16 protein-coding genes are annotated in these 14,318 nt (G+C 72.2%); 11 read left to right on the top strand and 5 right to left on the bottom strand.

Annotated features, from left to right (window positions below):
* Window positions 1-334 precede the first annotated feature (334 nt).
* From J7E88_RS31425 to J7E88_RS31395, 7 genes are all read left to right on the top strand, one after another.
* Window positions 335-1,573 carry a segregation/condensation protein A gene (locus J7E88_RS31425; protein ID WP_308307678.1) on the top strand — a complete coding sequence of 413 codons (1,239 nt, stop codon included), beginning with the start codon at window positions 335-337 and terminating at the stop codon, window positions 1,571-1,573.
* Window positions 1,574-1,605: 32 nt separating this feature from the next.
* Entirely contained in the window at window positions 1,606-2,175 is a 570-nt protein-coding gene (gene scpB, locus J7E88_RS31420; protein ID WP_251023496.1) for an SMC-Scp complex subunit ScpB, read from the top strand.
* Window positions 2,175-3,287, top strand: coding sequence for a pseudouridine synthase (locus J7E88_RS31415; protein ID WP_215186838.1), 1,113 nt, complete (start codon window positions 2,175-2,177; stop codon window positions 3,285-3,287). Before scpB ends, J7E88_RS31415 begins: the two co-directional genes overlap by 1 nt.
* Window positions 3,288-3,411: 124 nt before the next feature.
* Window positions 3,412-4,074, top strand: coding sequence for a nicotinamide riboside transporter PnuC (gene pnuC, locus J7E88_RS31410; RefSeq protein ID WP_215186837.1), 663 nt, complete (start codon window positions 3,412-3,414; stop codon window positions 4,072-4,074).
* Window positions 4,071-5,141 (top strand): AAA family ATPase, encoded by a 1,071-nt coding sequence (locus J7E88_RS31405; protein ID WP_215186836.1) that lies wholly within the window; start codon window positions 4,071-4,073, stop codon window positions 5,139-5,141. The genes pnuC and J7E88_RS31405 overlap by 4 nt, the downstream gene beginning before the upstream one ends.
* On the top strand, window positions 5,141-5,860 hold the full coding sequence (locus J7E88_RS31400) for an NUDIX domain-containing protein (RefSeq protein WP_215186835.1): 720 nt from the start codon (window positions 5,141-5,143) through the stop codon (window positions 5,858-5,860). The genes J7E88_RS31405 and J7E88_RS31400 overlap by 1 nt, the downstream gene beginning before the upstream one ends.
* Window positions 5,857-6,867, top strand: a complete 1,011-nt coding sequence (locus tag J7E88_RS31395) for an ADP-ribosylglycohydrolase family protein (RefSeq protein WP_215186834.1) — start codon at window positions 5,857-5,859, stop codon at window positions 6,865-6,867. Before J7E88_RS31400 ends, J7E88_RS31395 begins: the two co-directional genes overlap by 4 nt.
* A 98-nt stretch (window positions 6,868-6,965) precedes the next feature.
* On the opposite strand, the gene J7E88_RS31390 is transcribed toward J7E88_RS31395, so the two are convergent.
* The 3 genes from J7E88_RS31390 to J7E88_RS31380 form a co-directional block, all read right to left on the bottom strand.
* Window positions 6,966-7,646: a DNA polymerase beta superfamily protein gene (locus J7E88_RS31390; RefSeq protein ID WP_215186833.1), complete on the bottom strand. Its 681-nt coding sequence runs from the start codon at window positions 7,644-7,646 to the stop codon at window positions 6,966-6,968.
* 30 nt (window positions 7,647-7,676) lie between these two features.
* On the bottom strand, window positions 7,677-8,102 hold the full coding sequence (locus tag J7E88_RS31385) for a Rieske (2Fe-2S) protein (protein WP_215186832.1): 426 nt from the start codon (window positions 8,100-8,102) through the stop codon (window positions 7,677-7,679).
* Window positions 8,103-8,238: 136 nt separating this feature from the next.
* Window positions 8,239-8,571, bottom strand: a complete 333-nt coding sequence (locus tag J7E88_RS31380) for a DUF952 domain-containing protein (RefSeq protein ID WP_215186831.1) — start codon at window positions 8,569-8,571, stop codon at window positions 8,239-8,241.
* 145 nt (window positions 8,572-8,716) lie between these two features.
* Between J7E88_RS31380 and J7E88_RS31375 the strand changes: the two genes are divergently transcribed.
* The 4 genes from J7E88_RS31375 (at window position 8,717) to der (ending at window position 12,854) form a co-directional block, all read left to right on the top strand.
* Window positions 8,717-9,802: a prephenate dehydrogenase gene (locus tag J7E88_RS31375; RefSeq protein ID WP_215186830.1), complete on the top strand. Its 1,086-nt coding sequence runs from the start codon at window positions 8,717-8,719 to the stop codon at window positions 9,800-9,802.
* Between the two features lie 217 nt (window positions 9,803-10,019).
* The gene (gene cmk / locus J7E88_RS31370) at window positions 10,020-10,703 is read left to right on the top strand and encodes a (d)CMP kinase (protein WP_215186829.1); all 684 of its coding nucleotides are present in this window, start codon (window positions 10,020-10,022) and stop codon (window positions 10,701-10,703) included.
* A 53-nt stretch (window positions 10,704-10,756) separates the two neighbouring features.
* Window positions 10,757-11,344 carry a 1-acyl-sn-glycerol-3-phosphate acyltransferase gene (locus tag J7E88_RS31365; protein WP_251023493.1) on the top strand — a complete coding sequence of 196 codons (588 nt, stop codon included), beginning with the start codon at window positions 10,757-10,759 and terminating at the stop codon, window positions 11,342-11,344.
* Between the two features lie 61 nt (window positions 11,345-11,405).
* Complete coding sequence (der, locus tag J7E88_RS31360) at window positions 11,406-12,854, top strand: ribosome biogenesis GTPase Der (RefSeq protein WP_215186827.1); 1,449 nt, start codon at window positions 11,406-11,408, stop codon at window positions 12,852-12,854.
* Between the two features lie 65 nt (window positions 12,855-12,919).
* On the opposite strand, the gene J7E88_RS31355 is transcribed toward der, so the two are convergent.
* Together J7E88_RS31355 and J7E88_RS31350 are read right to left on the bottom strand one after the other, a co-directional pair.
* Window positions 12,920-13,228, bottom strand: a complete 309-nt coding sequence (locus J7E88_RS31355; protein ID WP_251023472.1) for a hypothetical protein — start codon at window positions 13,226-13,228, stop codon at window positions 12,920-12,922.
* A gap of 266 nt (window positions 13,229-13,494) precedes the next feature.
* Entirely contained in the window at window positions 13,495-14,274 is a 780-nt protein-coding gene (locus J7E88_RS31350; protein ID WP_215186825.1) for a hypothetical protein, read from the bottom strand.
* Window positions 14,275-14,318: the final 44 nt, after the last annotated feature.

Below are 14,318 nucleotides of genomic sequence, written 5' to 3'. Positions count from 1 at the left end.
GCGTGCGGTGCGCGTCGCGGGCGGGGTTTCGGACCCCGCGGCCCTGCGGCGCGAGGTGGGCGAGGCACCGGAGCCGGAGCCGGGTGCGTTCCACGGCGCGGGCGGGGCCCTTGGCCCCGAGGTGCGTGCGGTGCGTGACGGCGCGGGGGTGGAATTTTCCACTGCCCCGCCTTTTCCCGGAGCTGAAGACGAGTCCCCGGACCCCGACGTGCGGGCGCTGCCCGACGGCGGCGGGTGGCGGGAGGCTGGCGGTTTCTCCGGCCCCGTGACGGATGGCGGCACGGTCCCGGAGGGGTTGCGCGACGAGGGAAGGACCCGTGGCCCTGAGGGGTGCGTGGGGCGCGACGGCGCGGGGCCGGAGCCGGCCCCCGCCCCGCCCCTGCCCGGCACCGGGGAGAGGTCCCCGGACCCCGAGGTGCGCGCGCTCCCCGACACGGGCCGGGCCCGTGGCCCGGAGGACGCGCCGATCGGCGGCAGCGGGACTGCGGAGCCGGCAGGCGATGGCCGGGCAACAGAGGAACAAGCGTTGCCCAACCGGGGCGGGTTTGCGGAGGCCGGAGGTGGCTTGGGCCCTGCCCCGGAGACAGCGGGCGTCCCCCAGGGGGCCCCGGGTGACGGGGACGAGCGAGCAGGGCAGGCCGAGGACTCCGCACGGGAGGCACCGGGTCCCGAGGGTGCGTTGCGCGTCGCGGGCGGGGCCGTGGCCCCAGGGGCAGCCGCTCCGGGGGCCGGGTCGGGGGTGGGCACGCAGGGCCCGGAAAGCGACACCCCGGGCGGTGACGCCCGCTTCACCGTGCGGTTGGCGAACTTCGAGGGGCCCTTCGACCTCCTCCTCCAGCTCATCGCCAAGCACAAGCTCGATGTCACCGAGGTCGCCCTCTCCAAGGTCACCGACGAGTTCATGGCGCACATCCGGGCCATGGGCGCCGACTGGGATCTCGATCAGACCACCGAGTTCCTGGTCGTCGCCGCGACGCTGCTCGATCTCAAGGCCGCCCGGCTGCTGCCCGCCGCCGAGGTGGAGGACGAGGCCGACCTCGCGCTGCTCGAAGCGCGCGACCTGCTCTTCGCCCGGCTGCTCCAGTACCGCGCGTACAAGCAGATCGCCGAGATCTTCGACCGGAGACTCGACGACGAGGCCCGGCGCTTCCCGAGGACCGTAGGGCTCGAACAGCACCACGCCGAGCTGTTGCCCGACGTCGTCATCAGCATCGGCGCCGAGGGCTTCGCGAAGCTGGCCGTCAAGGCGATGCAGCCCAGGCCCAAGCCGCAGGTGTACGTCGATCACATCCACGCGCCACTCGTCAGCGTCCGCGAGCAGGCCGAGGTGGTCGTCGCCCTCCTCAGGGAGCGCGGCACGGCCACGTTCCGCGAGCTGACCGAGGGCGTCGACGACACCCTCACCGTCGTCGCGCGCTTCCTCGCCCTGCTGGAGCTGTACCGCGAGAAGGCCCTCGTCCTGGACCAGGAGGTGGCGCTCGGGGAGCTCACCGTCACCTGGGCAGCCGGGGACGGGACCGCGACGGTGACCGTCACAGACGAGTTCGACCATGTTGTGGAGGAGAAGGAGTGAGCGAGCTCAAGCCCGCACTGGAGGCCGTCCTCATGGTCGTCGACGAGCCCGCCACCGAGGAGCATCTCGCCAAGGTGCTGGAGCAGCCCCGCAGGGTCGTGGCGGACGCACTGCGGGAGCTGGCGGACGAGTACACCGTGCAGGGCCGCGGATTCGAGCTGCGGCTCGTCGCGGGCGGCTGGCGCTTCTACAGCCGCCCCGAGCATGCCGCGGCCGTCGAGCGCTTCGTCCTCGACGGCCAGCACGCCCGGCTCACCCAGGCCGCCCTGGAGACCCTCGCGGTCGTCGCGTACCGCCAGCCGGTCAGCCGTTCTCGGGTCTCGGCGGTGCGCGGAGTGAACTGCGACGGCGTCATGCGCACCCTCCTTCAGCGCGGTCTGGTCGAGGAGGCGGGCACGGAACCCGAAACAGGTGCGATCCTGTACAGGACGACGAACTACTTCCTGGAGCGAATGGGCCTGCGCGGCCTGGACGAGCTCCCGGAGCTCGCGCCCTTCCTTCCCGAGGCGGACGCGATCGAGGCCGAGACGCAGGAAGGCGTTCCGTCGTTCGATCCGGATGCACCGGATTTCGAAGACGCAGACGACAAGACGGAAATTTGATGCGAAGCAGCAGCGGCAGGAACAGCAGCGGAAACAACGGCGGGAGCCGTGGTGGCAACAGCGGCGGCCGCGGCAGCAGCGGCGGCCGCGGCAATTACCGGGGTGCCGGTAACAGCCGCGACGACCGTGGCAAGGGCGCGAGCAACCCGCGCCGCCCCCGCCCCGAGGAGCGCACCTACGACGTGGGCGGCACCTCCGAGGGCCCCAAGCGTGGCCGTGGCGCCGCGGCCCGCGGTGGCGCCAAGGGCGGCCCCCGCCAGTCCCCGCAGCGGGGCGGCGGCCGTACGGCCTCGGCGCGTCCGCGTGAACTGGACGCCCGGATCGAGGAGCGCAACCGCGAGCGGTACGCGAACAAGCCGCAGATAAAGACCCCCAAGACGTTCGGGGACCAGGAGGGCGAGCGTCTGCAGAAGGTGCTCGCCCGCGCCGGCATGGGCTCGCGGCGCGCCTGCGAGGAGCTGATCGACGCCGGCCGGGTCGAGGTCAACGGCAAGATCGTCATCGAGCAGGGCACGCGCGTCGACCCGGAGAAGGACGAGATCAAGGTCGACGGTCTGACCGTCGCGACCCAGTCGTACCTCTTCTTCGCACTGAACAAGCCCGCCGGAGTCGTCTCCACCATGGAGGACCCGGACGGCCGCCAGTGCCTCGGCGACTACGTCACCAACCGCGAGACCAGGCTCTTCCACGTCGGCCGCCTCGACACCGAGACCGAGGGCATCATCCTGCTCACCAACCACGGCGAGCTGGCCCACCGTCTCACCCACCCCAAGTACGGCGTGAAGAAGACGTATCTCGCCGCCATCCAGGGCCCGTTGCCGCGCGAGGTCGGCAAGCGCCTCAAGGAGGGCATCCAGCTGGAGGACGGCTACGCCCGCGCGGACCACTTCCGCGTCGTGGAGCAGACCGGCAAGAACTACCTGGTCGAGGTGACCCTCCACGAGGGACGCAAGCACATCGTGCGCCGCATGCTGTCCGAAGCGGGTTTCCCCGTCGAGAAGCTCGTACGGACCGCGTTCGGGCCGATCACGCTCGGCGACCAGAAGTCCGGCTGGCTGCGCCGGCTGACCAACACCGAGGTCGGCATGCTGATGAAGGAAGTCGGTCTGTAGGACCGCTGTAGTACGGCGAACCGCCCAGGAGCCCGCGACCGTTGCCGGTCGCGGGCTCTCTTTTTCTCTTGTGGCGCGCACCGGTCGACCTTTATAGTCAACCTGACTATTAAGGAGGGCGGGCGTGAATCTCGCGGACATCGTCGAACCCCTGCGGCAGCCGCTGTTCACCGCGCTCGGCACCCCGGTGAGCTGGATTGACTCCTTGGAGGTCCTCGGCTTCGGCAGCGGCGCGCTCTGCGTCTGGCTCGTCGCCCGTCAGCACATCGCCAACTGGCCTGTCGGCATCGCCAACAACCTGCTGTTCATCCTGCTTTTCTCCCAGGCGGGCCTGTACGCCGACGCCGGCCTGCAAGTCGTCTTCATCACCCTCGCCGTGTACGGCTGGTGGACCTGGACCCACGGGGGTGGACCAGGTTCCGGCACGCTGCCCGTGCGGCGCACCACTCGCACCGAGTGGAGGTGGCTGCTCACGGCGGGGGTGGTGGGCACCCTCGTGCTCACGCTCCTCCTCGACCGCGCCACCGACTCGACGGTCCCCTTCTGGGACGCGCTGACCGCCGCCCTGTCCCTGACGGCGACCTACGGGCAGTGCCGCAAGCGCCTGGAGTCGTGGTGGCTGTGGATCGCGGCCGATGTCGTCTACATCCCGCTGTACGCGTACAAGGAGCTCTACCTCACCTCCCTGCTGTACATCGGCTTCATGACGCTGTGCGTCATCGGCCTGCGCAACTGGTCGCGCGATGCGGTCGCGGGACGGGGACGGCCCATGGAGGTGGCCGTATGAGCCGCTACGGCCACGGCCTGGTGCTGGGCAAGTTCTATCCGCCGCACACCGGCCACCACCATCTCGTCCGCACCGCGGCCGGCCGCTGCCGACGGCTCACCGTGCTCGTGTGCGCGGCGTCCGTGGAGTCCGTCCCGCTCACGGACCGTGTCGCATGGATGCGCGAGGTGCACCCCGAGGTGCGGGTCGTCGGAACCATGGACGACATCCCGGTGGATGTCACCGATCCCGCCGTCCGGGACGCCCACATGGCCGTCTTCCGCGCCGCCGTGCCCGAGCCCGTGGACGCGGTCTTCACCTCGGAGGCGTACGGCGGCGAACTCGGCCGCCGCTTCGGCGCCGTCTCCGTGTGCGTCGATCCCGACCGCATCCGCCACCCCGTCTCCGGGACGGCCGTGCGCAACGACCCGATCGGCTGCTGGGACTTCCTGGAGTCGCCCGTGCGCGCCGCCCTCGCCCGCCGCGTGGTCGTCGTCGGCGCCGAGTCCACCGGCACCACGACGATGGCGGCGGCGCTCGCCGAGCACTACCGGGGGCGCGGCGGTGTGTGGGCGCGGACGCGGTACGTGCCCGAGTACGGGCGGGAGTTCAGCGAACGCAAACTCGCCGTGCTGCGTGCCGCACGGCCCGGGGCGGAGTGGTCGGACGTCACGTTCGCCTCCGAGGAGTTCCCGCTGATCGCCCGCCGCCAGGCCGAGCTGGAGGAGGAGGCCGCGCGCACCGGCTCCCCAGTGCTCTTCTGCGACACCGACGCCTTCGCGACGACGATCTGGCACGAGCGGTACATGGGCGGCCCCTACCCCGCCGCCCCGGAACCCCGCACCCAGCACCTGTGGCTGCTCACCGACCACGAGGGCGTCGCCTTCGAGGACGACGGCCTGCGCGACGGCGAGCATCTGCGCCCCTGGATGACCGGCCGCTTCCGCGAGGAACTGGCCCGCACCGGCCGCCGTACGGTCGAGCTCACCGGACCGCACGAGCAGCGCCTCGCACGGGCCGTCGCCGCCGTGGACGCGCTGATCGACGAGGGCCCGCACTTCGCCGACCCCCTGCCGGAGCGCCGCTGATGCAGCGCTACGACCCGGGTGCCTTCCCGCCCTTCGCCGTCACCGTCGACCTCGCCGTCTTCACCGTCCGCGAGGGAGCGCTGCACGTCCTGCTCGTCGAACGCGGCCAGGAGCCCTACCGAGGCGCCTGGGCACTGCCGGGGGGCTTCCTCCTGCCCGACGAGTCCGCCGAGACGGCCGCCCGCCGCGAACTGGCCGAGGAGACCGGTCTGTCCGAGCGCACCGCGGCCGGTCTGCACCTGGAACAGCTGCGCACCTACAGCGAACCGGACCGCGACCCCCGCATGCGTGTCGTCTCCGTGGCGTTCACCGCACTCCTACCGGATCTGCCCGAACCGCGCGGCGGAGGCGACGCGGCCCGCGCACGCTGGACGCCCCTGGGCCGGGCCACGCGCCTCGCCTTCGACCACGACCGCATCCTCGCCGACGCCCACGACCGGATCGGCGCCAAGCTCGAGTACACCTGCCTGGCCACCGCCTTCTGCCCTCCTCGCTTCACGCTCGGCGAACTGCGGCAGGTGTACGAGACGGTCTGGGGCGTCGAGCTCGACCGGCCCAACTTCCGGCGCAAGGTCCTCGCCACCCCCGGCTTCGTCGAGGCCGTCGAGGGCGGACCGCGCCGCACCGGCGGCCGGGGCAAGCCGGCCGCCCTCTACCGGGCGGGCAGCGCGTCGGCACTGCACCCACCACTCATGCGACCGGAAGGACGGCAGCCATGACCACCGCGAAGCGGGCCGCCACGGGTTCACTCGTCGGCCTGGCGCTCGGGGACGCGCTGGGCTTCCCCACCGAGTTCAACGACGTGCCCTCGATCCTGTCCAAGTGCGGACCGTGGCGGGAGATGGAACTGCCCGAGCCCGCCTTCGTCACCGACGACACCCAGATGACGCTCGCACTCGGCCGGGCCCTGCGCACCGCCATGGAGCGCGGGCTGCTCGTCGGCTCCCGGCTGCTGCGCCCGCTGCGCGAGGAGTTCGTCGACTGGTACCACTCGCCGGACAACAACCGGGCTCCCGGTCGCACCTGCATGGTCGCCTGCCGGAAGCTGGACGGCGACCGACCGTGGCAGGAGGCGAGCCAGATCGACTCCAAGGGCTGCGGCGCCAACATGCGGGTCGCCCCGGTCGGACTCGCGCCCGGCCTGAGCGCGGAGCAGCGCGCGGGCGCCGCCCAGCTGCAGTCCGCGCTCACCCACGGGCACCCCACGGCGCTCGCGGCGAGCGACCTGACAGCGCACGCGGTCCAGCTGCTGGCCCAGGGCGCGGAGCCCACCGGCCTGGTCGGCCGGCTGCGTTCGTACGCGTACGACAACCGCGGCCGCTACCACGAGCGCTGGCTCGGCAACCTGTGGACGTACAGCCATGACCCGACACCCGAGGCCTTCATCGCCCGCGGCTGGGACGAGTGCCTGCAGATACTCGAACGGGTGGCGGCCGCCCTGCGCTCACCCGAACCGGAGCTGGACCCGTGCCTGGCCACGGGCGACGGCTGGATCGCGGAGGAGGCACTGGCGACGTCCCTGCTGTGCTTCCTGATGTTCCCCGAGAACCCGGTGACCGCTCTGCGCCGCGCCGCCTGCACCAAGGGCGACTCGGACTCGCTCGCCTGCCTGACGGGCGCGTTCGCGGGGGCGCACCTGGGCGCGGACGCATGGCCGGCCCAGTGGGCGGAGCGGATCGAATACCGGGAGGAGTTGGTGGCGCTGGGTGAGCTCTGGGATGCATGACCGTCGCGGCGGCGCAACTGGGCAGCGCCGTGGACGCGTTCGTCACCTACGACAAGCGCCAAGCCGAATGCGCGGCCCGCGCCGGGCTGAATGTCGTCTCACCGCGCTGACGCCCTCCGGACCCGCACCAGGAAGTCCTCCACCCGTGCCCGGTCCGGCTCCGGCGGCAGCGGGGTGGCGTGCGCCGCCGAGTCGGCCTCCTCGGACAGGCGGGTCATCCACGACTCCACCCGCTCCCACGGCACCTCGCCCCGCTTGACCTCCAGGAGCCGGTCCCGGTCCGCGCCCACGTCGATCACCAGCTCGCCTGTGCGCAGCAGGTCGCGGCAGCTGGCGAGCAGCCGGAGAAGGTGCATCGCGTGCTTCCAGCGGGGCGCGCCGTGCTGCCGCACGTCCGCCTCCAGTTTCCTGCGCTGCCCGTCCGCGTACCGCACGAACGTCCCGTGCGCCAGGCGCGACAGGAACGCTCCGCGCAGGGAGAGCAGTTCGCGGCCCGCGTCGTCGACCTGTTCGACGAGCGGCGAGTGCAGGCACTCCAGAATGTTCGGGTTGGCGCGCAGGGCCAGTTCGAGGAACCTCTCCAGCTCCCACGAGAACCGCTCCTCCTCCGGGCCCTCGACGTGCGTCGGCGGCTTGGCAAAACGCCAGTACAGCGCGGTCGGGGCGAGGAAGACCCCGCGGCGGTCGGTGTCGCTCGACTCCGTCGCCAGCCCGAACGCCCGCGACCCCATGACACAGGAGTAGATCGTGTGGTCGCGGACGAGCGTCTCGGGAGTCATGCGCGCGAGGCTATGGCACGGCTCCGACAGTCATGCCAGCAGGATGGAGTCCCCCGAGACCGTGATCCGCTTCGCCGGCAGCGGCCTGGTCGCCGGGCCCGCCGCGACCGAGGCGTCCTCGATGCGGAACTTGCTGCCGTGGCAAGGGCAGTTGATGAGACCGTCGCTGACCGAGCCGACCGTGCACCGCTGGTGCGTGCAGATCGCGGAGAACGCCTTGAACTGTCCCGCCGTCGGCTGGGTCACCACGACCTCCTGCTCCTTGAAGATCGTTCCGCCGCCGACCGGGATGTCCGCCGTCCTCGCGAGCTCCTCGCCGGGCGGCGACGCCGTGTCCCCGTCGGTGGGTGTCTGCGTGGCGGGCGCGTCACCCCCGTCGCCGTCCCCGCAGCCCGTCACCAGCGCGGCCGCTCCCGCTGCTCCCGCCGCCAGGACCGACCTTCGGCGCGTGTCCATGCCATTCTCCCTCGTTCGGGGCGCTCATCGCCCCGACCACCCGGGGCACCAGCATCCTGACGTTCCCCGCACGGCCGGTGAAGCAACCGCGCAGAGGGTGTCCGTCCCCCGGCCCAGCGATCGGCGGGTACGGCGATCAGACCCGGGGCGTCAGCTCCCGTGCGTGACCGTCCGCGTCGCGCCGTACCGCGAGCACCGCGGTCACGGATGCCCGTTCGACCGGTCCGTACACATGTGGGAAGAGCGTGTCCCGCAAACCCTCCCAGCGGACCTCGGCGGTGAGCAGCGACTCGTCGATCACCAGCACCAGCAGGTGCTCCACGGCGCGGTACGGGCCGTTCGCGACGGCGAGCGCGGCGGACTCGTCCGCGGAGCAGTGCACGAAGCCCTCGGAGGCCAGGGAGGCCGGGGCGTAGGGACCGGCGGCGTCGGCGGTCCATTCCTCGGCGGGCACGACATGAAGGAGCATGCGCCAGTTGTAGCGCAGGCCGCTGCCCGAGCCGTCTCGCGGACCGGGCGTCGCGGCCCGGCGCGCGTGGGCTGACTAGGCTGAACGAAGAAGTCGCAGCCCGCTCCGCGTCACCCAGGCAAGGACACCGCAAGGACATGGCCCAGTGAGAACCGCGCTCGTCATCGGAACAGGACTGATCGGTACGTCCGCCGCGCTCGCCCTCGCGGGGCGCGGTGTCCACGTGCATCTCGTCGACCACGACGCGGCGCAGGCCCGTACGGCCGCCGCGCTCGGCGCGGGCACGGACGAGTCGCCCGAGGGGCGGGTGGATCTCGCCGTCGTGGCCGTGCCTCCCGCGCACGTCGCCACGGCTCTCGCCGAGGCGATGCAGGCGGACCTCGCCCGCGGCTACCTCGACGTCGCCAGCGTCAAGGGCGGACCCCGCCGCGAGCTGGAGGCGCTGGGCGTGGACCTGTCGTCGTACATCGGCTCACACCCGATGTCCGGCAAGGAGCGCTCCGGACCGCTGGCGGCCACCGCCGATCTCTTCGAGGGCCGGCCGTGGGTGCTGACGCCCACCCGCGACACCCACACCGAGGTGCTCAACCTCGCGCTCGAACTGGTCGCGCTGTGCCGGGCCGTTCCCGTGGTGATGGACGCCGACGCCCACGACCGCGCCGTCGCCCTCGTCTCGCACACCCCGCAGCTCATCTCCTCGATGGTCGCGGCCCGCCTGGAGGAGGCCGACGACACCGCGGTACGGCTGTGCGGCCAGGGCATCCGCGACGTGACCCGGATCGCGGCGTCCGACCCGCGGATGTGGGTGGACATCCTGTCGGCGAACCCCGGCCCGGTGGCCGACGTGCTGGCCGGCGTCGCCGCGGACCTGGAGGAGACGGTCCAGTCGCTGCGGGCGCTGCAGGCCGCGGACGAGTCCAAACGCCGTACCGGGGTGCAGGGCATCGAGGACGTGCTGCGCCGCGGCAACGCCGGCCGCGCCCGCGTCCCCGGCAAACACGGCGCGGCGCCGGCCGCGTACGAGGTCGTCGCGGTCCTGATCAGCGACCAGCCGGGCGAACTCGCCCGCATCTTCGCGGATGCCGGCCGGGTGGGCGTCAACATCGAGGACGTCCGCATCGAACACGCGACGGGCCAGCAGGCGGGCGTGGTCCAGCTCATGGTGGAACCGGCGGCGGCCCAGGTCCTCAGCGCGTCCCTGCGCGAACGCGGCTGGGCTCTGCGCCAATAGCGCCTTCGCCGCCGGTACGGGGCCCTGCACCGGGCCGCACACGGGTGCAGGGGCGGTCCGGACGGTGCATGGCGCACGGCCTCCGGTCGGTCCGGCCCGCCGACGCCCCGCCCCCCGCCCTCCGCCCCCCACGGGTGGGTAAAGAGGCCGCTCGGCACTCGGTAACCTTGTGGCAGGGCCCCCGGCAGTCCCGCCGCCCTCTCCCGCGAGCTGAAAGGTGTCCGACACCGTGGAATCCGTGATCGTCGCCATCGATGGCCCCTCCGGCACGGGCAAGTCGAGCACCTCCAAGGCCGTCGCCTCCGCGCTGGGGCTCAGCTACCTCGACACCGGCGCCCAGTACCGCGCCATCACCTGGTGGATGATCAACAACGGCATCGACGTCGCCGACCCCGCCGCCATCGCGAGTGCCGCCGGCAAGCCCGTCATCGAGTCCGGCACCGATCCGGCCGCGCCCGCCATCACCGTCGACGGTCTCGACGCCGCCGGCCCCATCCGTACACAGGAGGTCACCTCCAAGGTCAGCGCCGTGAGCGCCGTGCCCGAGGTGCGCACCCGGATCACCGAGCTGCAGCGGTCCATCGCCACGAGCGCCGAGAAGGGCATCGTCGTCGAGGGACGCGACATCGGCACCACCGTCCTCCCCGACGCGGACCTGAAGATCTTCCTGACCGCCTCGCCCGAGGCGCGGGCCGCCCGCCGCAGCGGGGAGATCAAGGGCTCCGACGTCGCGGCCACCCGCGAGGCGCTGATCAAGCGCGACGCCGCCGACTCCAGCCGCAAGACGTCCCCGCTCGCCAAGGCGGACGACGCGGTCGAGGTCGACACCACCGACCTCACCCTCCAGCAGGTCATCGAGTGCGTCGTGACCCTCGTTGAGGAGAAGCGGGCCGCCAAGTGACCGTCCCCTCGAAGAAGGGCGCGGCCGTCGGGCGGGGCATCGGCATCGGCCTGATGTACGGGCTGTGGAAGCCGCGCGTCCTGGGCGCCTGGCGGGTCCCCGCCGCCGGCCCGGTCATCCTCGCGGTGAACCACTCGCACAACATCGACGGGCCGATGCTCATGGGCACCGCCCCGCGGCCCGTGCACTTCCTGATCAAGAAGGAGGCGTTCGTCGGTCCGCTGGACCCGTTCCTGACCGGGATCGGGCAGCTCAAGGTGGACCGTACGACGGCTGACCGGACCGCCATCGCGGGTGCCCTCGGGATCCTGGAGAACGGCGGCGTCCTCGGTATCTTCCCTGAGGGCACCAGGGGCGAGGGCGATTTCGCCTCGCTGCGCGCCGGGCTCGCGTACTTCGCCGTGCGCAGCGGCGCGCCCATCGTGCCCGTCGCTGTCCTGGGAAGCACGGAGCGCCGCGGACGGTTGATAAGGGCACTGCCGCCACTGCGCAGCAGGGTCGACGTCGTCTTCGGCGACCCCTTCCAGGCGGGGGACAGCAGCGGACGGCGTACGCGCAAGGCGCTTGACGACGCCACCGTACGCATCCAGGAGCGGCTGACCGCCCACCTGGAAAACGCAAAGCGCCTGACCGGGCGTTGAGCCAGACTTGAGTAATGGGCCACACAGCACGCGGCCCAGTGACGAACGAGGAACGGACTTCATGAACGACCAGCACGACCACGGAGCGCTCGGCGACGCCGAGTACGCGGAGTTCATGGAGCTCGCCGCGGAAGAGGGCTTCGACGTCGAGGACGTCGAAGGCGCGATCGAGGAGGCCGGCCACGGCCCGCTGCCGGTCCTCGCCGTCGTCGGCCGCCCCAATGTCGGCAAGTCGACCCTGGTGAACCGCGTCATCGGCCGCCGCGAAGCGGTCGTCGAGGACAAGCCCGGCGTCACCCGCGACCGCGTCACCTACGAGGCCGAGTGGGCGGGGCGGCGCTTCAAGGTCGTCGACACCGGCGGCTGGGAGCAGGACGTCCTCGGCATCGACGCCTCCGTCGCCGCCCAGGCCGAGTACGCCATCGAGGCCGCCGACGCGGTCGTCTTCGTCGTCGACGCCACGGTCGGCCCGACCGACACCGACGAGGCCGTCGTCAAGCTGCTGCGCCGGGCCGGCAAGCCCGTCGTGCTGTGCGCCAACAAGGTCGACGGACCGAGCGGCGAGGCCGACGCCACCGCCCTGTGGTCGCTCGGTCTCGGCGAGCCGCACCCTGTCTCCGCGCTGCACGGCCGCGGCACGGGTGACATGCTCGACGCCGTTCTGGAGGCCCTGCCGGACGCCCCGGCGCAGACCTTCGGCAACGCGGTCGGCGGCCCCCGCCGCATCGCCCTGATCGGCCGCCCGAACGTGGGCAAGTCCTCCCTGCTGAACAAGGTCGCGCGCGAGGAGCGCGTGGTCGTCAACGAAATGGCGGGCACCACCCGCGACCCGGTCGACGAGCTGATCGAACTCGGCGGCGTCACCTGGAAGTTCGTCGACACGGCCGGCATCCGCCGCCGCGTCCACCTCCAGGAGGGCGCGGACTACTACGCCTCCCTGCGCACCGCAGCCGCCGTCGAGAAGGCGGAGGTCGCCGTCGTCCTGATCGACGCGAGCGAGTCGATCAGCGTCCAGGACCAGCGCATCATCACCATGGCCGTCGAGGCGGGCCGGGCGATGGTCATCGCGTACAACAAGTGGGACACCCTCGACGAGGAGCGCCGCTACTACCTGGAGCGGGAGATCGAGACCGAGCTCGGCCAGGTCGCCTGGGCGCCGCGGGTCAACGTCTCCGCCGTCACCGGCCGCCATATGGAGAAGCTGGTCCCGGCGATCGAGACCGCGCTCGCCGGCTGGGAGACCCGTGTCCCCACCGGCCGGCTGAACGCCTTCCTCGGTGAGCTCGTCGCTGCCCACCCGCACCCGATCCGCGGCGGCAAGCAGCCCCGCATCCTGTTCGGTACGCAGGCGGGCACCAAGCCGCCCCGCTTCGTCCTCTTCGCCTCCGGCTTCCTGGAGCACGGCTACCGGCGCTTCGTCGAGCGCCGGCTGCGCGAGGAGTTCGGCTTCGAGGGCACGCCGATCCACATCTCGGTGCGGGTGCGGGAGAAGCGCGGCCGCAAGAAGTGACGCCGACATGAGGAAGGGTGCCGACGCCAGATGCGTCGGCACCCTTCTCCATGTCGCGAGCGGGGTCACACACCCTGGCGCGGTCCCGGCGGCAGTGCGGCGGGCTGCGGAGCGCTGTGCCGGCCGACCTGGTGGTACGGCTGCCAATTTCCCTGGTGCACCCCTGTGTTCGGATGACCGGTGTTGCTGCCGTAGCCCCCGTGGCCGCCCCGGCTGCTGTGCAGTCCCGTCGCCCCGAAGGGCCGGAATCCGAGGTCCTCCTCGCCGCTGCGGTCACCCGGCAGCGTCTTGAACGCCCTCAGGTACTCGGAGTACAGCGCGTCGTAGATCGGTGTGGCCGAATGGCCTGCCGATCCGTCACGCGCCGGGCGCATCGCGGGAATGTGGCTCTGGTACGGCTGGCGGGAGGGGTCGTATGAGTGCACGTACCTGCAACGACGGGGAAGTGATGCGGATGCGGGCTGGGGCGAGCTGCATGCTTCCGGGGGACGAAAGCCCTTGTGGCTCCGCGCGGGCACACGGACGCTCGCCAGGGGGCGGCGGGGCGCTCCAGGCGTACGTCCGCGTGCCGCCGCGGCTCCCGGCACGGCAGGGCCCGGGGCCGGGCGGTGTGCCGTCCCGAGGGCCGGCAGGGGAACGGTCAGGTACCCGCCAGTGGCATCGAGGCGGCCACCAGACGCCCGTTCGCAGCAGCCTTCTCCAGGGCGTCGCGCAGCAGGTCCTCGCGCGGCTGCTGACCGATGGAGCCGACCGGCGCGGCGAAGACGAGCACGGTGTGCGTCTTGTTGGCCGCCGTACGCCAGCCCTCGGTGACCTGGAGCGGCTGGTGGGCCTGCCACCAGGCGACCTGGCCGCCGCCGCCCGTACCGGGCTGGAGCACGGCGTGCAGCCGGCCCATGGCCACCAGCACCGACCATCCGGGCAGCTGCCCCGGCACCTGGTTCACGTCGGAGACCGGCCGGAAGCCCTGCTCGACGAGGAGCGGGAGGAACTCGTCTCCGCCGAATCCCGAGGTGCCGGCACGGGCGATGGGCGCGGTCGGCTCGACCACGAGCGCGGGGTGCAGCGCCCCGTTGATCAGGATCAGACCACTGGTGACGCCCAGCACGGCCTGCTCGGGCGCGGCGCCCGCGATCCGCGGCTCCTCACCGGTGATGGACCGGACGGCGCCCTGGAGCTGGTCCTCGGCGACCTGGACGACCTGCGAGGGGATGCAGGTGGCGTGGGCGAAGGCGAGAACGGCGGTCTCCTCGCCGACGAACAGCACCGTGCTGGTGCGTTCCTGCTCGGAGTCGCCCGGGGTACGGCAGGAGGTGCAGTCGTAGCTGCCCGGTGCGTTGTGGCCGGCGAGCAGCCGGTCGGCTTCTTCGTCGCCGATCTCGGCGCGTACGTCCTCGCTGACGTCGAGCATGCGCGGCACGGGTGGCTCCTCGGACTTGATCAGGTGCGCCGGGCGGGTCCCGG

It is taken from the genome of Streptomyces sp. ISL-10 (assembly GCF_018614575.1).
Lineage (GTDB): Bacteria > Actinomycetota > Actinomycetes > Streptomycetales > Streptomycetaceae > Streptomyces.
The sequence above is the reverse complement of the archived record's forward strand: the minus strand, read 5'-3'. Positions and strand labels throughout refer to the sequence as shown.